This is a genomic window from Pantoea sp. Morm (assembly GCF_016643525.1).
Taxonomy (GTDB): Bacteria; Pseudomonadota; Gammaproteobacteria; order Enterobacterales; family Enterobacteriaceae; genus Pantoea; species Pantoea dispersa.
Window position 1 is genome coordinate 1 of the sequence record NZ_VOQX01000022.1, and the last position, 18,762, is coordinate 18,762.

The 18,762-nt window shown below is 54.7% G+C and carries 19 protein-coding genes; 7 read left to right on the forward strand and 12 right to left on the reverse strand.

The genetic code is table 11. The features are described 5' to 3' along the window. Positions 1-1,059 (forward strand): hypothetical protein (locus FT726_RS10090; protein WP_346302772.1); only part of this gene is annotated, 1,059 nt, incomplete at its 5' end. A gap of 70 nt (positions 1,060-1,129) precedes the next feature. Here the strand turns inward: FT726_RS10090 and hemW are convergent. Genes hemW through FT726_RS10110 form a run of 4 tightly spaced genes read right to left on the reverse strand, consistent with a single transcriptional unit; the run spans position 1,130 to position 4,141 of the window. Then, positions 1,130-2,260 carry a radical SAM family heme chaperone HemW gene (gene hemW / locus FT726_RS10095; protein ID WP_088517887.1) on the reverse strand — a complete coding sequence of 377 codons (1,131 nt, stop codon included), beginning with the start codon at positions 2,258-2,260 and terminating at the stop codon, positions 1,130-1,132. Beyond that, entirely contained in the window at positions 2,253-2,846 is a 594-nt protein-coding gene (locus tag FT726_RS10100) for an XTP/dITP diphosphatase (protein ID WP_104093689.1), read from the reverse strand. Before FT726_RS10100 ends, hemW begins: the two co-directional genes overlap by 8 nt. A 20-nt stretch (positions 2,847-2,866) precedes the next feature. After that, on the reverse strand, positions 2,867-3,421 hold the full coding sequence (locus FT726_RS10105; protein WP_021506626.1) for a YggT family protein: 555 nt from the start codon (positions 3,419-3,421) through the stop codon (positions 2,867-2,869). Between the two features lie 12 nt (positions 3,422-3,433). Further along, entirely contained in the window at positions 3,434-4,141 is a 708-nt protein-coding gene (locus FT726_RS10110) for a YggS family pyridoxal phosphate-dependent enzyme (RefSeq protein ID WP_021506627.1), read from the reverse strand. Positions 4,142-4,157: 16 nt separating this feature from the next. On the opposite strand from FT726_RS10110, the gene FT726_RS10115 reads away from it, so the two are divergent. Beyond that, positions 4,158-5,150, forward strand: coding sequence for a type IV pilus twitching motility protein PilT (locus tag FT726_RS10115; protein WP_288424734.1), 993 nt, complete (start codon positions 4,158-4,160; stop codon positions 5,148-5,150). 66 nt (positions 5,151-5,216) lie between these two features. Here FT726_RS10115 and ruvX read toward each other — a convergent pair whose 3' ends face one another. From ruvX to FT726_RS10150, 7 genes are all read right to left on the reverse strand, one after another. Then, on the reverse strand, positions 5,217-5,633 hold the full coding sequence (gene ruvX, locus FT726_RS10120) for a Holliday junction resolvase RuvX (RefSeq protein ID WP_058757113.1): 417 nt from the start codon (positions 5,631-5,633) through the stop codon (positions 5,217-5,219). Further along, the gene (locus FT726_RS10125; RefSeq protein ID WP_021506630.1) at positions 5,633-6,196 is read right to left on the reverse strand and encodes a YqgE/AlgH family protein; all 564 of its coding nucleotides are present in this window, start codon (positions 6,194-6,196) and stop codon (positions 5,633-5,635) included. The genes ruvX and FT726_RS10125 overlap by 1 nt, the downstream gene beginning before the upstream one ends. Positions 6,197-6,281: 85 nt before the next feature. Next, positions 6,282-7,226, reverse strand: a complete 945-nt coding sequence (gene gshB, locus FT726_RS10130; protein WP_058781622.1) for a glutathione synthase — start codon at positions 7,224-7,226, stop codon at positions 6,282-6,284. 96 nt (positions 7,227-7,322) lie between these two features. Next, positions 7,323-8,054: a 16S rRNA (uracil(1498)-N(3))-methyltransferase gene (gene rsmE, locus FT726_RS10135; protein ID WP_021506632.1), complete on the reverse strand. Its 732-nt coding sequence runs from the start codon at positions 8,052-8,054 to the stop codon at positions 7,323-7,325. Between the two features lie 73 nt (positions 8,055-8,127). Further along, complete coding sequence (gene endA, locus FT726_RS10140) at positions 8,128-8,835, reverse strand: deoxyribonuclease I (RefSeq protein ID WP_346302773.1); 708 nt, start codon at positions 8,833-8,835, stop codon at positions 8,128-8,130. Positions 8,836-8,913: 78 nt separating this feature from the next. Continuing rightward, positions 8,914-9,426: a SprT family zinc-dependent metalloprotease gene (locus FT726_RS10145; protein ID WP_088517903.1), complete on the reverse strand. Its 513-nt coding sequence runs from the start codon at positions 9,424-9,426 to the stop codon at positions 8,914-8,916. Positions 9,427-9,530: 104 nt separating this feature from the next. Continuing rightward, positions 9,531-10,925, reverse strand: a complete 1,395-nt coding sequence (locus tag FT726_RS10150; protein ID WP_031279461.1) for a sugar porter family MFS transporter — start codon at positions 10,923-10,925, stop codon at positions 9,531-9,533. Positions 10,926-11,424: 499 nt separating this feature from the next. On the opposite strand from FT726_RS10150, the gene FT726_RS10155 reads away from it, so the two are divergent. Genes FT726_RS10155 through FT726_RS10165 form a run of 3 tightly spaced genes read left to right on the forward strand, consistent with a single transcriptional unit; the run spans position 11,425 to position 13,126 of the window. Continuing rightward, positions 11,425-11,883, forward strand: a complete 459-nt coding sequence (locus FT726_RS10155) for a type VI secretion system tube protein Hcp (protein ID WP_288424869.1) — start codon at positions 11,425-11,427, stop codon at positions 11,881-11,883. A 14-nt stretch (positions 11,884-11,897) separates the two neighbouring features. Further along, positions 11,898-12,674: a DUF3289 family protein gene (locus FT726_RS10160; protein ID WP_288424740.1), complete on the forward strand. Its 777-nt coding sequence runs from the start codon at positions 11,898-11,900 to the stop codon at positions 12,672-12,674. After that, positions 12,671-13,126 (forward strand): DUF943 family protein, encoded by a 456-nt coding sequence (locus FT726_RS10165; RefSeq protein ID WP_288424742.1) that lies wholly within the window; start codon positions 12,671-12,673, stop codon positions 13,124-13,126. Before FT726_RS10160 ends, FT726_RS10165 begins: the two co-directional genes overlap by 4 nt. A 160-nt stretch (positions 13,127-13,286) precedes the next feature. Here the strand turns inward: FT726_RS10165 and metK are convergent, their stop codons facing one another. Next, entirely contained in the window at positions 13,287-14,438 is a 1,152-nt protein-coding gene (gene metK / locus FT726_RS10170; protein WP_021506636.1) for a methionine adenosyltransferase, read from the reverse strand. 796 nt (positions 14,439-15,234) lie between these two features. Between metK and speA the strand changes: the two genes are divergently transcribed. Beyond that, entirely contained in the window at positions 15,235-17,214 is a 1,980-nt protein-coding gene (speA, locus tag FT726_RS10175) for a biosynthetic arginine decarboxylase (RefSeq protein ID WP_071813582.1), read from the forward strand. Positions 17,215-17,919: 705 nt separating this feature from the next. Further along, positions 17,920-18,615 (forward strand): EAL domain-containing protein, encoded by a 696-nt coding sequence (locus FT726_RS10180; protein WP_058776232.1) that lies wholly within the window; start codon positions 17,920-17,922, stop codon positions 18,613-18,615. Positions 18,616-18,762 lie beyond the last annotated feature (147 nt).

Here is an 18,762-nt window from a genome sequence, read left to right on the forward strand (position 1 = left end):
GTAAAAGCAGTCGATGTGGCGGGTAACATCAGCAACTATGCGCCCAACTGGATGATTAACTATGACTCTGGCGTGAAGCACAGTTCTGGCGAAGAGAACTGGAACTGTCGCGCCAATACCAGCTGGCAAACCGGCCGGGTGTATCAGTACGGCGGGTTGAAAGTCACCGAACTGAAACATGGCACCAGCAACAACTGTTTCTATACCGGCATCATGAACCGGCCAGATGGCTATGAAAGCAAAGCGATTGAGATGCTGGATCATTCGGTCGTGCAGTTTGATTTTGGCGCCACCAATTACGTCGAGTTCAATTATGGCTATCTCCACAATTGCGATACCTACGTGGATATCTTCTCCCCCAGCGGCGAGCTGCTGGGGCGCGAATACCTGCAGCCCGGCGGCGCCAGCCGGTCTGAGCAGGGGTTGAACACCTTTAGCTGGCAGGCTCCGGCGGGCCAGCAGATTGGTTATATTGACGTCCATTCGGGCGAAGATCCGGATACCTATAAAAAAGTGCTGTGCTGGAACGTGCTGGTGAAGCGCGATGTCGGCTGGATTATTGATACTGTGCGCTGGGGCAAAGACGAGAGCCTGGTACAGCACCATACGCTGCCGGAAACGCTGGAACAGGAGGGCGCGCAGCTGCATCTGAATGATGTGCAGCAGTGGCTGGCGGCGCACAGCGGACAACTGCTGCAGGGCTTCTCTGCGCTGGTGCTGGAAGGAGAACATCAGCAGCTTGATTATCAGCAGCTGACGCAGCATATCAGCGGCCTGCAGCATATCGATCTCACCGGCTCAGGGGACAATCTGCTGCAGCTGGATGCGCAGCAGCTGTTACAGCAGGCGCACCAGGATGTGCTGCTGCCAGAGCGTACGCGCAGCTGGCTGATTGATGGTGATGCCGGCGACGTGGTGCAGCTCAGCGATAGCACGCAATTTTATCAGCAGTGGCAGCAGCAGGGGACGCAGCAGAGCGGTGGCAAAGTGTGGCAGGTGTTTGAGAGTCCCGACCACAGCGCAACGCTGTTAATCAATAATGAGGTGATGGTCGCCTGAGCGTAACAGATGCGGCCGTGCGGTTTAGTACGGCTGCCAGCGGAAAAGGCGCGTGCCTTCTCCGCTGAATTTACATGAACAGCTCCAGCAGCGAATTGAGGAACAGTTTGCCTTTTTCGGTGATCTGCCAGTGCTCTGGCTGCTCCTGCACATAACCGGCGGCAATGGCTGCGTCGATCTGCGGGCGAATCACTGCCTCTTCCAGCCCGGTGTAGCGCTGAAAGTCGGCGCGCGGCGCGGCTTCCAGCAGGCGGAAACGGTTCATAAAGAACTCGAACGGCTTGTCCTCGTCCGGCACGTCATGCTGCTTATCCAGATAGTTGCCCTTCATAAAACCGCGCGGGTGACGGGTTTTCACCGTGCGCACGATGCGCCCGTCCGGCTGCGTCAGCTTGCCGTGCGCGCCACAGCCGATGCCGAGGTAATCACCGAAGCGCCAGTAGTTCAGGTTATGCTCGCAGCGATAGCCCGGTTTGGCGTAGGCCGAGGTTTCATACTGCTGATAGCCTGCGGCGCTCAGCAGCTGATGACCCTGCTCAAAGATATCCCACAGCGCATCGTCATCCGGCAAAACCGGCGGGCGTGAACCAAACAGCGTGTTGGGCTCAATGGTCAGCTGATACCACGACAGATGCGGCGGGTTGAGGGCAATCGCCTGGCGCAAATCGTCCAGCGCCTCTTCCAGCGACTGATCCGGCAGGCCGTGCATCAGGTCGAGGTTAAAGCTGCGCAGGCCGAGACCGGCCGCCAGCTGTGCCGCGCGGACCGCCTCGTCCGGACCGTGGATGCGCCCCAGGCGCGTCAGCTTTTGCGGACTGAAACTCTGCACGCCAATCGAAATCCGGTTAATGCCCGCCCGCTGATAGCCGCTGAAGCGATCGGCTTCCACCGTGCCCGGATTGGCCTCCATAGTGATTTCGGCGTCCGCCGCCAGCGGCAGGCGCGCACGCACGCCGTCCATCAGCTGCTGCATCGCCTCGCTGCTCAGCAGGCTGGGCGTGCCGCCGCCGATGAAAATGGTGCGCACTTCGCGCCCGGCGGTCAGCGGCAGATCCTGGTCAAGATCGTTGAGCAGATGCTGCACATACTCGCTGTGCGGCACTTCGCCTTTGAGCGCGTGCGAGTTGAAGTCGCAGTACGGACATTTCTGCACGCACCACGGGATGTGGATATAAAGGCTTAACGGTGGTAACTCAGGCATTGCGCATCGCTTCCAGCAGCAGCGTCAATGCTTTACCCCGGTGCGACACGGCACGCTTTTCATCCTTGCTCAGCTCGGCGGCGGTTTTACCCAGCGCCGGCACGTAGAAGATCGGATCATAACCGAAACCGCCTTCACCGGCGGCCGCGCGGGTAATCTCCCCGGCCCAGCTGCCGTGGAACACCAGTGGCGTCGGGTCAGCGGCGTGACGCACGTACACCAGTACGCAGTGGAACTGAGCCTGGCGCTCGCCGTTCGGCACCAGCTCCAGCGCCTGCAGCAGTTTGTCGAGATTCTGCTGGTCGCTGGCATCAACGCCGGCATAGCGCGCCGAGTAAATGCCCGGCGCGCCGCCCAGCGCATCGACCGCCAGCCCGGAGTCATCGGCAATCGCCGGCAGGCCGGTGATCTGCGCCGCGTGACGCGCTTTCAGGATGGCGTTTTCGATAAAGGTCAGCCCGGTCTCTTCGGCAGACTCTACGCCCAGCTCGGTTTGCGCCACGATATCCAGGCCGAAGGCCGCTAACAGATCGGCCAGTTCACGTACTTTGCCCGGATTACCGGTGGCGAGCACAACTTTTTGCATAACAGTTCCAGATTAACGAATTACAGCAGGTACCAGAGACCCGGGAACAGGTCCATACCGAGGAAGTTCAGCGCATACAGCACCAGAATCACGATCATCGCCGAGAAATCGATGCCGCCCATCGCCGGCAGGATACGGCGAATCGGTGCCATCAGCGGTTCGGTCAGCTGGATCAGCACATAGTCCATCGCGCCGCGTCCCTGGCTGATCCAGCTCATCAGCGAGCGAATGATGATCACCCAGAACACCAGATAGCCGGCGGATTTGACCAGTGACAGCAGGCCCACCAGCAGGTTGGTCGGATCGACGGAGAACACCCCGACCTGAATCAGCAGCAGAATCGGATATTTCAGCGTGGTCAGCACGAATGCCAGCAGCAGTGACGCGGTGTCAATCGGTCCCAGCGCCGGCAAAATGCGGCGCAGCGGTTTAACAATCGGCTGGGTGATCTTCACGACAAACTGCGCCAGCGGATTGTAAAAGTCACAGCGTGACCACTGCATCCAGATGCGCAGCAGCAGCACCATCACGTACAGATCAATCAGCGTTTTGACTAAAAACGTCAGTGTTAACATGAGGTTCCTCAATTATTGTTGTGAAGGGCGTGCATAATCCCGCGCGCCAAATACCGCGGTGCCGATGCGCACCATCGTACTGCCTGCGGCAATCGCCGCATCCATATCGTCGCTCATTCCCAGAGAAAGCGTATCGACGCCTGGATAGTCCTGTTGCAAGGCGCGAAACGCGCTGGCCATCTGCTGGCACACCGCCAGCTGGCGCGCGTAATCCTGCTCGGGCGCCGGAATCGCCATCAGTCCACGCAGGCGCAAACGCGGCAGAGCGGCAATCTGTTGTGCCAGCCCGGCGACGGCCTCCAGCATGATGCCAGATTTGCTGTGCTCGTCACTGATATTTACCTGAATTAACACGTTGAGCGGCGGCAGCGCGGCCGGACGCTGATCGTTCAGCCGCTGCGCGATACGCAGACGGTCAACGGTATGGCACCAGGCAAAGTTTTCCGCCACCAGACGGCTTTTATTGGATTGTAACGGCCCGATAAAGTGCCATTGCAGATCAGGATGTGCGGCCAGTTCGGCAACTTTTTCAACCCCTTCCTGCACGTAATTTTCACCGAAGGCGCGCTGTCCGGCGGCAATGGCTTCTGCGATAGCGCTCGCAGGTTTGGTTTTGCTCACTGCAAGCAGCGTAATTTCTTCTGGCGCGCGGCCGCAACGCGCGGCGGCAGCAGCGATCCGCTCGCGCACTTGCTGTAAGTTGTGCTCAATGGAAGTCATAGTCAGGAGAAGTTAAATGGATTTGGATGACGTTGTGGCGCTTAGTGTAAAGCATAATGCGGCCGATCTGCACCTTTGCAGCGGACATTTACCGCACTGGCGCCGGCAGGGCGTACTGGAGCCAATACCGCAACAGCACAGCTTGCCTGAGCGCTGGCTGCAGGCCTTTAGCGAGCAGTGGCTTAGCGCCGCGCAGCGCAGCGAGTTAGCTGGCAGCGGTCACGTCGATTTCGCCATCACGCTCGGCAACGGCAGCCGGCTGCGCGCCAATCTGTTCCGCCAGCGTCACGGACTGGCGCTGGCGCTGCGGCTGATTGCCAGTCAGCCACCGGATATAGCGCGCCTGCAGCTGCCGGACGTGGTGCGCTCGCTGCTGCAGCTGGAGGAAGGGCTTATCCTCATCACCGGCGCGACCGGCAGCGGCAAATCCACCACGCTGGCGGCGCTGGTGGATAGCCTCAATCGTCAGCAGGCGCGCCACATTATCACGCTGGAAGATCCGATCGAGTTCGTCCACCACAGCCAGCGTTCGCTGATTCAGCAGCGCGAAATCGGCGCGCACTGCGCTTCGTTTCAGCTCGGATTAAAAGCGGCGCTGCGTGAAGATCCGGATGTGATCCTGCTGGGTGAGCTGCGCGACAGCGAAACCATCCGCCTGGCGCTGACCGCTGCTGAGACCGGCCATCTGGTGCTGGCCACGCTGCATACGCGCGGCGCGACGCAGGCGGTGGACCGGCTGGTGGATGTGTTTCCGGCCGAGGAGAAAAACCTCGTGCGCACGCAGCTGGCCGGCAGCCTGAAAGCGGTGCTGGCGCAGCGTTTAGTCGCCGCCAAAGCCGGTGGCCGCATTGGCCTTTTTGAAGTGCTGGTGGCGACGCCGGCGGTCGCTAACCTGATCCGCGAAGGCAAAATGCATCAGCTGCCCGGTGTGTTGCAGACCGGCGCGCAGGCAGGGATGCAGACTTTCGCCCAGAGCGAGCAGGCCCGGCGCGAGGCGGGATTAATTTGAGCGGGGACGTGCCCTGAGAATCGCCGGCACGGCGGCGCGAAACCGCGCGGCCGCGTCCGGGCTGATTTAATGCGTCTCGAACCAGTCCTGCAGGATAATCACCGCGGACTGCGAATCGATATGGCCTTTCTGCAGCGCGCGATAGCCGCCGCGTTCGAACAGATCGGCACGCGCTTCAACGGTGCTCAGGCGCTCATCCTGCAGCTCCACACGCACGCCGAAGCGGCCGTGCAGCCGGTTAGCAAACTTGCGTGCGCGCGCAGTCAGCGGCTGTTCGCTGCCGTCCATGTTGAGTGGCAGGCCAACCACCACGTAATCCGGCTGCCACTCTTTCAGCAGCTTACCAATCAGCTCCCAGTCCGGTGTGCCGTCCTGCGCTTTCAGCGCGGTAAGCGGACGCGCAGTGCCGGTCAGCTGTTGCCCGATGGCAACGCCGATGCTTTTGGTGCCGAAGTCAAAGCCGAGCAGCGTTTCACTGGCCATCAGGCGTGCCCTGCATCGCTGGTCATGTTGTGGATGTCCACACCCATGCTGCGCGCGGCTTCACGCCAGCGTTCGGCAATCGGCGTCTGGAACAGGATTTGCGTATTGGCCGGCGTGGTCAGCCAGGCATTCTCCAGCAGCTCATTTTCCAGCTGATCCTTCTCCCATGCGCAATAACCCAGCGCTACCAGCACGTTCTCTGGCTGTTCACGCGTGCCGATCGCTTCCAGCACATCGCGTGAAGTGGTGATCACCGTATTGTCAGAAATACGGATACTGGAGGAGAATACGCGCTGGGCCGAGTGCAGAATAAAGCCACGATCTTCCGCCAGCGGACCACCGGCAAACACCGGTTTGTCCAGTTTGATGGCAGGATCGCGTTCTGATGGGCTGATCTTAAGTTTTTTCAGGATGCCTTCGACCGTCAGGTTGTCCATCGGCTTGTTAACGATCAAACCCATGGCACCCTCTTCGTTATGCTCGCAGATATACACCACCGAGCGTTTGAAGAAAGGGTCCTGCAGCGACGGCATCGCAATCAAGAAATGGTGCTGTAAATTCATTCTCACTCGTTTACCAAAAATAGCCGGTGCTGAACGGCTGCACCGGCTTTGGGTGGTTCACGGAGCTCTCACTCCTGCGGCATCCTCAGCCCAAACGTTTTTCAATCGCGTCCATCAGCATGCCGGTGATGGAGACCGGGAACGCCGCCTCGATTTCGCGGATGCAGGTTGGGCTGGTGACGTTAACTTCTGTCAGTTTATCACCGATAATATCGAGGCCGACAAAAATCAGCCCTTTGGCTTTCAATGTCGGACCTACGCGGCGGGCAATTTCCCAGTCGCTGTCGCTCAGCGGACGGGCTTCGCCGCGGCCACCGGCGGCGAGGTTGCCACGGGTTTCGCCGCCCTGCGGAATGCGTGCCAGGCAGTATGGCACCGGTTCACCATCGACCACCAGCACGCGTTTATCACCGTCTTTGATCGCCGGCAGATAATTTTGCGCCATGCAGAAGAACTGACCGTGGTTGGTCAGCGTTTCGGTGATCACGCCGAAGTTGGCGTCATCTTTTTTGATGCGGAAAATCGACGCGCCGCCCATGCCGTCGAGCGGCTTGAAGATCACATCGCCATGCTCCTGCCAGAACGCGCGCAGCTGCTCTTTGTTGCGCGTCACCAGCGTGTCTGGCGTCAGGTCGGCAAACCAGGCGGTGTAGAGTTTTTCGTTGCAGTCACGCAGGCTCTGCGGTTTGTTAACGATCAGCGTGCCTTGCTCTTCCGCGCGCTCCAGCAGATAGGTTGCGTAGATAAACTCGGTATCAAACGGCGGGTCTTTACGCATCAGCACCACGTTAAGATCGGCCAGCGGGATAGTCTGCTCGCTGCCAAACGTGTACCACTGCTCGTAGTTCTGCTCGACGCTCAGCAGCCGGGTGCGCGCGTAAGTCACGCCACCGCGCAGCGACAGATCGCCCATCTCCATGTAGTGAATTTCATAACCGCGGCGCTGTGCTTCCAGCAACATGGCGAAGCTGGAGTCTTTTTTAATGTTGATGGACGAAATCGGGTCCATAACGATGCCAAGCTTAATCATTATTCTCTCCTCAAAGGGGAATTCAGCCACCCCGTTCCGTGCGAAAGCGTTGTGCTGGTCAGTTATCTGCGTGTGTCTTCGGGCTGAAAGTATCCCTTAACCGAGGTCACCAAACCTCACCTGAAGTGCCGTGATGGCGGTGAGCGCCGTGGTTTCGGTGCGCAAAACGCGCGGACCGAGCAGGATATCGGTAAAGCCGTGCTGCGCCGTCATGGCAATTTCCTCTGCCGACAGGCCGCCTTCCGGGCCAATCAGCAGCCGTACGCGTTCAACCGGCTGCGGCAGCGTATTGATGCTGTGGCTGGCGCGCGGATGCAGGTTGAGCTTCAGGCCGTCATCCGCTTCGGCACACCAGGCTTCGAGCGTCATCGCGGCGCGGATTTCCGGCACGCGATTACGACCGCACTGCTCGCAGGCGGCGATGGCAATTTTCTGCCACTGCTGAATCTTTTTCGCCAGGCGTTCGGCATCCAGCTTTACGCCACAGCGTTCAGAAAACAAGGGCGTAATCACATTCACGCCCAGTTCGATCGATTTCTGGATAGTGAATTCCATTTTTTCACCGCGCGACATCACCTGACCGAGGTGTAAGTGCAGCGGGGATTCGCGATCGTCAGGCTGGCTGGCAAGGACCTTTACTTTTACACGCTTTTTGTCGGCCTGGGTGATTTCGGCGCTAAAAGTCAGATTACTGCCATCAAACAGCTCGATCTGCTGTCCGGCGCTCATGCGCAACACGCGGCCGACGTGGTTGGCGGCATCCTCATCAAGCAGAACTTCACTGTTAACGGTTAGAGCTTCGGGGTGATAAATGCGGGGTATGCGCATGCGGTTCCTGCCGGCGTTATGCCGCATCGCGCGATGCGGCCCAATCGAAAAAAGCTAGTGTAGGGTAGCGCTTTCAGCGCTGGCAAGCCTGCTGTACCCAGGAATTGTGATTTCCCTGCACCGTGGCGATGCGCTGGTCACGTTCGCACTCCCACGGCGTGACCGGATACTGCTTGTTCCACGCGGTGAACAGCTGGGTTTGCTGGCGTGACAGGCGCAGATGATACTGGTCGCGCATATAGAAGTAGGTGCGGGCGATGGCGCCGCGCGCGCGCTCTGGAGGCTCGGCGCGCTTCTGCTTAAAATCGATCTTCATGCTGCACTGACCGTACTGCTGCTCGCCACCGTTCCACTGGTTGTACTGGAAGTTGTTGCGGTCACCGTTCACTTCACCGATGGCTGGCTGCAGGTTGTGCAGATCGCTTTCGATGCGGCGGTAATCTGCGTCTTTGCTGCAGTTTTTCCGTCCGCCATTTTGCCAGCACTGACGCTGATGACCAAACTCCCACGCCGGCATGACGTGTTCCCACTCGATGCGTTCCGCGCGGTTGGCGTTCTTGCGCACGCTATAGCCGCAGCTGCTCAGATCCGGCACGCCTTTTTTACCGTGCCAGCTGATTTTGCAGCCGCAGTAAAAATCCGCCGGCGCATCCGCGTTGATCTTTGCCGCGACCACTTTCGCCTGCTGAAAATTGTTCTGGTTGTAATGGGTGAGACTGAGGCTGTACGCGCTGAGCGGCGCGACCAGCAGAGAGAGTAATAACAGCGTTTTGCGAGACATATTCCAAAAAATAACCTGGTACCGAAAAAGGGCGGCAGGGTAACAGAATGGTCGGGCGCGGGGAATGAGAATCGCGGACTAATCCGCTGCGTATTCACCGGGTTGCAGCAGCGTACCGCAATGCACGCAGCGATATTCGCTCTCACCACGCACCACGCGGTTGTGGCGGCGTACCGTCAGCTGATGTTGCTGGCAGCGACAGCGATAGGGGAAGGTATTGCTGCGCACCGAAGTGATTGCGAACTGATGGGTGCGGCGGGCGGGCACGCCCAGCACGTCCTCCATCATCCACTTCCACTCTTTGCCGTGCGGCGGCACGCGGCCGAAGGTTTTCCACACCAGCAGATGCGCCAGTTCATGCGGCACCACTTCATCGATAAAAGCCTGCTGGTTTTCCAGCAGCAGCACCGGGTTGAGGCGAATTTGCCACTGCTCCAGCCACGCGGTGCCTGCGGCCGTGCCGCGCTGCTGATAAACCAGCGTCGGCTCTTCGAAATGACGTTCGAGTTTTTGCTGAGCCAGCTGCAAAAAATGGCGCAGCGAGCGCATGACGGCTTGTTGCAGGGCGATGGGCAGACGTGGCGTTTTCATGTGCGGCAGCATAAGGCGTTGCCGCGGGGTACGCAACTGCATGCGCACAGGCGGCAGATAAAAAAAGGGCCGCCCTGCGGCAGCCCCGGTTAACGCATCTGGCCTTACTGCTGGCCGATATCGCGCAGTTTTTTGCCCGACATCAGGTTGCGCTCGATGTGCTCCAGCGAGACGTTTTTGGTCTCCGGAATCAGCGCGACCGTCAGCAGAATAAAGAACACGTTCAGCGCGGCGTAGACCCAGAAAGTCGGCGCGTTGCCCAGCGAGTTCAGCATGGTCAGGAAGGTGGCACCAACGATCATGTTGGCAATCCAGTTGGTCGCGGTAGAGACGGTGATACCAAAATCACGCCCTTTCAGCGGCTGAATTTCAGAACACAGTACCCAAATCAGCGGACCGGCTGACATCGCGAAACCAACAATGAACATCAGCAGCATGGCGATGGCAAAGTACTGCTCACCGGCAGAGTTGATGCCAATGTGCAGCATGGTACCGAGGATACCCATGCCGGCTGCCATCACCAGGAAGCCCAGCACCAGCGTTGGTTTACGGCCCCAGCGATCCACCAGACCGATAGCAATAAAGGTGGCCAGCACGTTCACCAGACCCACGATCACGGTGCCCCACATTTGCTGCGTGGTATTGGCGAAGCCGGCGATTTCGAAGATTTTCGGTGCGTAGTACATGATGACGTTCATGCCGGTGAACTGCTGCATCACCTGCAACAGCACGCCGAGGAACACCGCGCGGCGGAAGTTGCTGTTGCTCTGGAAGAGCTGCCAGCCGGACTGTTTGATCTTCAGGCTTTCGCGGATCTCATCCAGCTCGCGTTTCGCCTGCTCGCTGGTGTCACGCAGGCGATCCAGCACGCGCTGCGCATCGCGGAAGTCACCTTTCGCCGCCAGCCAGCGCGGGCTGTTTGGCAGGAACACCACACCAACCAGCAGCAGCACCGCCGGAATAGTGATGATGCCCAGCATCCAGCGCCAGTCGCCCGAGGCACTGAACGCGGTGTCCGACAGGTAAGCGCCGAGAATACCGATGGTGATCATCAGCTGATACAGGGAAATCATACTGCCGCGGATCTTCTCCGGTGCGATTTCCGAGAGATACAGCGGGGCGGTATAAGAGGCAACGCCGACGGCAAGGCCGAGCACCACGCGTGCGGCAATCAGCATTTCCGGGTTTGGCGCCATCGCTGACCACAGTGAACCGATAACGAACAGGATGGCACCGGCCATCAGGCTCTTTTTACGGCCGAGACGCGAAGACATCCAGCCGCTGCCCACGGCACCGACTGCAGCACCGAACATCATTGAGCTGACGATCCACTCCTGCTGATGTGCGGTAACGTTGAAATCTTTCGCGATGAAGGGCAGAGCACCGGCGATAACGCCGATATCCAGACCGAACAGCAGGCCCGCCAGAGCGGCCAGAAAGCAGACAAACAGGGTCATCGCCTTGTTTGAGGTTCTGCTTTTGTGAGTATTACCAGGCATATTGCCTCCGAAGTTTATCCATCTTTGTTTTTATCAATGTTAAGTAAGCTGCCTGCGGGAAAAAGTGAGTGCGATCACATCGATGTAATCGGTTACACACGCTGAAACCCTGTAATCCAGCATTTTTTGCCCGAATCAGTCACATAACCAGTAAGGTATAGCACCCTTTAAGTTTCTGACATCACTATAAATATCGGCTATCAGACGACGCTGAAAATAACGCATTTTCATCACCGTTACTACGCTGAAAAATCTCTAAATTGAAGATATTAAAAGGATTTCAAAATGTAATCGTTAACACTTTGTTGTAAGCGCAGTGCTAACAGTGTAGACAGCGCTGAAAAATGCGCCTGCGGTGGTATAGACAAAAAGTGTGATGGTGCAGAGGCACGTTGGATTGGTTCGGAGACATAGCAAATAACCACTTTATTTGAGTGGTTATTGTTCATTTATGATACTATCGGTGCCAGGAACAATTTCTTTCGGAAAGGGAAATCGAATAATGAGTAGCTTATTTCTTCAGGTTGATGGTGTTGCAGGGGAGTCAAGAGACGCCACGCATATGGGCTGGATTGATATTGATAGCTACAACTGGGGGGCCTGGCGATCCGGCAGCGAAGCCGGTATGGGCAGTTATCGCAATCTGGTGGTCAAGGCAAAAATTGATAAGGCTACTCCCGCAATGCTGTTGTTAACGTCGAGTGGTCGAAAGCTAAGAAAAATCATCGTATCGGCTTGCAGAGCAGGAACGGGCCAGCAGGAATACTATCGTATAACACTGGAAAATGTGCAGGTGTTCGAAGCTCAGCTTAATGATAATGATGTAGTTGCGTCAGTCGAGTATGAATTTCAGGCTAATATCGTCAAAATCCAATACTGGGAGCAAACGGCTGCAGGGGGCAAAGGCGCTGAAACGCGTTCAGGCTGGAACATTAAAGAGAATACTTCAGCGTTTTAATAAGGAAGATATTCATGGAAGACATTACTAAATCGATCCTGCTATTTTCATCCCAAAAGAAAGAAAATGATTTTCGCGCAGATGACATGCTTTGTGGGGACTTGACAACAGAAATATGTATAAACAAATACGGCCTTAATAATGTTTCTGCAAAGTTAAATCCTTACACACTTGAACCAGTTTCAGTCTTTAATCGTAAAAAGCTAAATAAATATGAAGCGGCTAAAATACTTTTTTCTGAATTTAGGGAGTTGGCTAGATTTCATTCGTTCTACGGTCCATATAAAGAGATAATATTTCAAATTATAAATCATATGGAGTTAAACTCTGGCAGGCCTTATCAATCACTATTACTCAATTCAGCATTTAAAGAAATGCTATTAAAACAGGCGCCAGAAAGTAGCATGCTCAACAGAATCAAACTGGCGTTACAGGATAGCTTGTTAAACCACTCAGAGTTCGACCCTAAGAGGTTAAAAGCTGATATGATGAAAATGTCTAAGCCTAAATTTTCCAGAAAAGTGGACAATTTTAACGGCCTGGGCATTAGCATCCATGACATTCATCATGTCAGCATCACGCTGGAAAACGTCTGTTATTCTCAGCATAGATATTCTGCTAAGATCAAAGTAAAAGGTCAGGATCATTTTGGACTAGACGATAGAGACATCTTGCATCCACTCTATAACAAGCTCAGAATATTCAACATATGGTTTATCCTGCAAAGACATAAGGATTATGCTTACAAGCCTTTCTTCACGAATATGGAGGCAACAATAGAGTTCTCATGAATAAAAAACCCCGAATTGTAATAATTCTTTTGTCTTTTAGTCTCATCTTTTTATCCATATTAATTTGGGTGGGCACCTCTTCTGAACCTGATATTAAAGATGTTTTTTTTGAGAATGGCGCATTAATGGTCGTTGTTCAGCATCCCCCCGCATCAGGTAAAGCACTTGAGAATTGGTGGATGAATAAACTTAAGCCAATGATTGATCAGCTACCGAACCCGCAGCAACACGATTTAAAATCCATATTCGTGGTGAATTTTAACGGCGGATATAAATCTTTATCGTTTTCTGAAAAGGATTTCTCTGGCGAAAGTGATGAGGATTACATTTGTTTTGAGAAAATAAAAAGCGAAAAAAGATGCTTATTAAAAGACTATCCGGTTTTTATAAATGTTGGGAGTGTTTATTATTCATTGCATATGGGTGAGTTGACTATAAACCTAAAAAAATAGCTTTTTTAATGGTCTTCTAGTGAGTGTACGGAAAAGTAGTACATTCAGCGTATTAAAATAAAAGTTTGCTGTTATAAAAAAGCCCGCTTGCGCGGGCTCGATTTTACCTTCTCCGCTAAGAGAAGCTCGGGGTGAGAGCCGTTGCCCGCACCCGCGGAGATTACAGGCCTGCGGCCTCGCGCAGCTGGGCGGCTTTGTCGGTCTGTTCCCACGGGAAGTGTTCACGACCAAAGTGACCGTAGGCAGCGGTTTCTTTGTAGATTGGCTTCAGCAGATCCATCATCTGAATCAGACCGTATGGACGCAGGTCGAAGAACTCACGCACCAGCAGCGTCAGCTGTTCGGTTGAAACTTTCTCGGTACCGAAGGTTTCCACCATGATTGAGGTCGGTTCTGCCACACCAATCGCGTAAGAAACCTGGATTTCGCAGCGATCGGCCAGGCCAGCGGCAACGATGTTTTTTGCCACGTAGCGCGCAGCGTAAGCCGCTGAGCGGTCAACTTTCGACGGATCTTTACCGGAGAACGCGCCGCCGCCGTGGCGAGCCATGCCGCCGTAGGTATCGACGATGATTTTACGACCGGTCAGGCCGCAGTCGCCCATCGGGCCGCCGATCACGAAACGACCGGTTGGGTTGATGTGGTATTTGGTGCTGGCGTTAATCCACTCGGTCGGCAGTACCGGCTTGATGATCTCTTCCATCACTGCTTCACGCAGATCGGCCTGTGAAATCTCTTCTGAATGCTGAGTTGACAGCACTACCGCATCGATACCGACAATCTTGCCGCCGTCGTACTGGAAGGTAATCTGGCTTTTGGCATCCGGGCGCAGCCATGGCAGCGTACCGTTTTTACGCACTTCAGCCTGACGCTGTACCAGACGGTGCGCGTAGGTCACCGGTGCCGGCATCAGCACGTCGGTTTCATTGGTGGCGTAACCAAACATCAGGCCCTGGTCGCCCGCGCCCTGTTCCAGCGGATCGGTACGGTCTACGCCCTGGTTGATGTCCGGCGACTGTTTACCAATCGCGCTTAGCACCGCACAGGAGTTAGCATCAAAGCCCATATCGGAATGAACATAGCCGATTTCACGTACGGTATTGCGGGTGATCTCTTCGATATCGACCCAGGCGCTGGTGGTGATCTCACCGCCAACCAGCACCATACCGGTTTTTACGTAGGTTTCGCAGGCGACGCGTGCTTTGGGATCCTGTTCAAGGATGGCGTCCAGCACGGCATCGGAAATCTGATCGGCGATTTTATCAGGATGTCCTTCTGATACGGACTCGGATGTAAAAAGGTGTTTAGCCATTCTGTTCTTTACCTTGCAAATGGTTTGAATTCGACTGCATAGCGTAAGCGGGATGATGCCAGCTCGACGCCCCTTCAGGCAAAGCCGCAAGCAGTAGGAAGTGTCAGCGTACCAGGCTCACACCGCCTGGATGTTAATCAGTTTAGATGGAAAACCATCTGGACGGCTATTTTAGGTCACTCAGTGCGCGTTTTTCCAGTGCTTTTTCGCCATCCGCATTTATCGCTACAGATCAACTGGAATATTTTCCTGACACCCGCCGCAGCGCGCCGACAAAGATTTTGCATTTTGCCGCGTCAGACTGTATAAAACGCCGCAGTTGTCCCATGGATGACGCCCCCGTGCGTCGCGCTGTCAGAGGCTGTTGATCTGATTTTCATCCACTCCGTTTCCGCATGCTGTTAGCAGGCGCTGGAGGTGATAAAAACAATGAACCACATTTTCGCTCTCTTCGGTTCACGGCGCCGTTCTGGCGCGCTGGCACGCCTTTCCATTTCCAGTTCTGCTCTTTTCTCTCGTCGAAGTTTTCTGCGCTGCGGTAATTATCCCGACACGAGCGCCGGCTAAGCTATTCCCCCAGTTTCTCTGCTGTGTTTCACTCGCCTGTGGTGAGGTGATGCGGGACGATTTTGCCCCGTTGTTCACCGCTTCCGGCACGGTGTTTTACACTTAACCTCAGTAAGGCGCACGGTAACCTGCTGAGGCAAGATAAGCAGAATGAGGAAATTTGCATCCGGCGCAGTAGCAGCAAAATCCGGCAACTTTTTCATATTTCAACGGAAAATTGAGGTTCGTGATGTCTGACGACATGAAGAATATCAAGGGTTCGTCAGCTGGCGAACAGGGTGTACTCCGCTCAATGCAGGAGGTGGCGATGAACGATCAGGACGCAAGCAGAATGCTGCGCACCTACAACATTGCCTGGTGGGGAAACAACTATTACGACGTCAACGAACTCGGCCACATCAGCGTCTGCCCGGATCCGGATCAGCCGGAAGTGCGCGTTGACCTGGCGAAGCTGGTTAAAGAGCGCGAGGCCGACGGCCAGCGCCTGCCTGCGCTGTTCTGCTTCCCGCAAATTCTGCAGCACCGTCTGCGTTCGATTAATGCCGCCTTTAAACGCGCGCGTGAATCCTACGGCTATAAGGGCGACTACTTCCTGGTTTACCCGATCAAGGTTAACCAGCATAAGCGCGTGATTGAATCGCTGGTCAACTCCGGCGAGCCGCTGGGGCTGGAGGCGGGTTCCAAAGCTGAGCTGATGGCGGTGCTGGCGCACGCCGGGAAAACCCGCTCGGTGATTGTGTGTAACGGCTACAAAGACCGCGAATATATCCGTCTGGCGCTGATTGGTGAAAAGCTCGGCCATAAAGTCTATCTGGTGATTGAGAAGATGACCGAAGTGCGCCTGGTGCTGGAAGAAGCCGAGCGGCTTAACGTGGTGCCGCGCCTCGGCATCCGCGCCCGTCTGGCATCGCAGGGCTCCGGTAAGTGGCAGTCGAGCGGCGGCGAGAAATCCAAATTTGGTCTGGCGGCATCGCAGGTGCTGCAGCTGGTCGATATCATGCGCAAAGCGGGTCGTCTCGACAGCCTGCAGCTGCTGCATTTCCACCTCGGCTCGCAGATGTCCAATATTCGCGATATCGCCACCGGCGTGCGTGAATCGGCGCGCTTCTATGTTGAGCTGGCGAAGCTGGGCGTCAACATCAAGTGCTTTGACGTCGGCGGCGGGCTTGGGGTTGACTACGAAGGCACACGTTCGCAGTCAGACTGTTCAGTCAACTACGGCCTGAACGAATACGCCAATAACGTGATCTGGGCCATCGGCGACGCCTGTGAAGAGCACGGTCTGGAGCATCCGACCGTGATTACGGAATCGGGGCGTGCGGTGACCGCGCACCATACCGTGCTGGTCTCCAACATCATCGGCGTTGAGCGCAATGAATTCAGTACGCCGGTCGCACCGGATGCTGACTCACCGCGCCCGATTCAGAGCCTGTGGGATACCTGGCAGGAGATGCACGAGCCAAGCGTACGCCGTTCGCTGCGCGAATGGCTGCATGACAGCCAGATGGACCTGTTCGACATCCATACCGGCTATTCGTCAGGCACCTACGATCTCGGTCAGCGCGCCTGGGCAGAGCAGCTGTATCTCAGCATCTGCCACTATATTCAGCAACACCTTGACCCGAGCAACCGCGCCCATCGGCCGATCATTGATGAGCTGCAGGAGCGCATGGCGGACAAGATTTACGTCAACTTCTCGCTGTTCCAGTCGATGCCGGATGCGTGGGGCATCGATCAGCTGTTCCCGGTGCTGCCGCTGGAGGGACTGAACAAAACTCCGCAGCGTCGTGCGGTACTGCTGGATATCACCTGTGATTCCGATGGCACCATCGATCACTACGTTGACGGCGACGGTATTGCCACCACCATGCCAATGCCTGAGTACGATGTGGATAATCCACCGATGCTGGGCTTCTTCATGGTCGGGGCGTATCAGGAAATCCTCGGCAATATGCACAACCTGTTTGGCGATACCGAAGCGGTTGACGTCTTCGCCTTCCCGGATGGCAGTGTAGAAGTGCAGCTGTCTGATGAAGGTGATACTGTGGCGGATATGCTGCAATACGTGCAGCTCAATCCTAACGATCTGATGACGTTATTCCGCGATCAGGTAAAACAGCAGCAGGATATTGACGAAGAGCTGCGGGCGCAGTTCCTTGAAGAGTTTGAGAGTGGGCTTTACGGCTACACCTATCTCGAAGACGAGTAAGTGTATTTTCCGCAACGGGCTCCGGCTGGAGCCCGTTATTATCACCTTCCCTGACAATCCTTCCCGCCATTTATTCAATTCGTGATCGCTATCACTCTGAAATTATCCCGGCCGAAACAGCAAATTCAAACCGTTTATTAACAAAAGCTATCTGCTTAATTCAGCAGCGAAAGCGCATCGGCAGCGAAAAAAACGTTTTTTAAATCTGTGGTTTAGTGTTGCACCTGCCCGCAAATGACCAATCTTTCTTTTATGATTTTCTGGCTATCTATAATAAAAATTTAAGCATAAGGCGTTAGGTGAGCGATGTGCAGGCTATCGTTTTTTTGACGCTTTCTGGAATCCCACTTTAAACAGTGCAATATCTCATCTTAAGGGCAAAGCCAGAATTTATACCAATGACGTATAATTTATTACTTATTAATCAATTGAGTATGGATTTTATTTTTTGTCAGGGCCGATAAGCAAAATCTGAAATCTAAGAATTATCTGATCTTTATGTGAAACACGCAGTGAAAATGAAGCTTTATTGATTGGTTTAAACGATTAAAGTTCACGCTGTTGTTCACTGAAATCTATTTTTCAAAATGTAAGTTGTAAGTTAACCTTCAGTTAAGGTGTTAAGTTTTATCGATGTTTCCCTTACGAATCACATGAGAAAAGCTGACGGTTTAACGCGCTATCAGCCAGTGTAAGGATCGTAAAATGCGCTGCAAATCCGACTACATTCTGATGCTGGAGCCGGTTCACGCTATTTCCGGTGAAGTGGTGGCATGGGAATTGTTGACGCGTTTCGCAGATGATGCAGATACCAATAATAAGCGTAACCCTGACAGGGATGCAGGGTTCTTCAGTCGGCTTTCTGCTGACGAAAAATGGCAGTTATTCCTCCACCAGGTCGAAAAACTTATTCAGCTTTACCATGCGGGGTTTGAGCAGGTCATCAGCGTTAATGTAGACAGAGATATTGTTTCAGGCATTTTTAAAGATGCTGAAATACAAAGAAAACTGGCCGCGCTGACGCGATTACGGCTGGAAATCTCTGCCTTCTTCACCGCACGCTTTAATAGCGCCGACCTGCTGATCCTGAAAGGCGTAGCCAAAATCACGCCGGCCCCGTTATGGCTCGATGACTTTGGTCCGGGTTATTCCAACCTGACCATGCTCGATAGCGGAATATTCGACATCGTCAAGATTGATAAAAAATTTTTTTGGCAATTTGGCGAAGATCGCACTTTCGACATTCTGCTCGACCACCTCAATCAATTATGTCGCGGCGTGATTATTGAGGGCGTTGAACATCAACGTCAGGTTGATTTGCTGTCGCAAAAATCAATTTACGGCATGCAAGGCTACCACTGGAAGAGCGTCTATCTCACTGATTTGTTGGCGCAAGTCTGAAAAGAGTTCGGCAGAGCTGTTTTTCGGGCGGGCGGCAAATAACGACTCAGCGCGTTTTCACTGTGCCTCTGGCAGATGAAACCGGCCTGGAGAGGATGTGAGTAATTCATTGAATTATTCGCGAAGAATACCGGTGTCTGGTGATAC

Coding starts and splice junctions, on each gene's coding strand:
- hemW (WP_088517887.1), bottom strand. CDS start 2,260: ATGCCTGAGTTACCACCGTTAAGCCTTTATATCCACATCCCGTGGTGC.
- FT726_RS10100 (WP_104093689.1), bottom strand. CDS start 2,846: ATGCAAAAAGTTGTGCTCGCCACCGGTAATCCGGGCAAAGTACGTGAA.
- FT726_RS10105 (WP_021506626.1), bottom strand. CDS start 3,421: ATGTTAACACTGACGTTTTTAGTCAAAACGCTGATTGATCTGTACGTG.
- FT726_RS10110 (WP_021506627.1), bottom strand. CDS start 4,141: ATGACTTCCATTGAGCACAACTTACAGCAAGTGCGCGAGCGGATCGCT.
- FT726_RS10115 (WP_288424734.1), top strand. CDS start 4,158: ATGGATTTGGATGACGTTGTGGCGCTTAGTGTAAAGCATAATGCGGCC.
- ruvX (WP_058757113.1), bottom strand. CDS start 5,633: ATGGCCAGTGAAACGCTGCTCGGCTTTGACTTCGGCACCAAAAGCATC.
- FT726_RS10125 (WP_021506630.1), bottom strand. CDS start 6,196: ATGAATTTACAGCACCATTTCTTGATTGCGATGCCGTCGCTGCAGGAC.
- gshB (WP_058781622.1), bottom strand. CDS start 7,226: ATGATTAAGCTTGGCATCGTTATGGACCCGATTTCGTCCATCAACATT.
- rsmE (WP_021506632.1), bottom strand. CDS start 8,054: ATGCGCATACCCCGCATTTATCACCCCGAAGCTCTAACCGTTAACAGT.
- endA (WP_346302773.1), bottom strand. CDS start 8,835: ATGTCTCGCAAAACGCTGTTATTACTCTCTCTGCTGGTCGCGCCGCTC.
- FT726_RS10145 (WP_088517903.1), bottom strand. CDS start 9,426: ATGAAAACGCCACGTCTGCCCATCGCCCTGCAACAAGCCGTCATGCGC.
- FT726_RS10150 (WP_031279461.1), bottom strand. CDS start 10,925: ATGCCTGGTAATACTCACAAAAGCAGAACCTCAAACAAGGCGATGACC.
- FT726_RS10160 (WP_288424740.1), top strand. CDS start 11,898: ATGGAAGACATTACTAAATCGATCCTGCTATTTTCATCCCAAAAGAAA.
- FT726_RS10165 (WP_288424742.1), top strand. CDS start 12,671: ATGAATAAAAAACCCCGAATTGTAATAATTCTTTTGTCTTTTAGTCTC.
- metK (WP_021506636.1), bottom strand. CDS start 14,438: ATGGCTAAACACCTTTTTACATCCGAGTCCGTATCAGAAGGACATCCT.
- speA (WP_071813582.1), top strand. CDS start 15,235: ATGTCTGACGACATGAAGAATATCAAGGGTTCGTCAGCTGGCGAACAG.
- FT726_RS10180 (WP_058776232.1), top strand. CDS start 17,920: ATGCGCTGCAAATCCGACTACATTCTGATGCTGGAGCCGGTTCACGCT.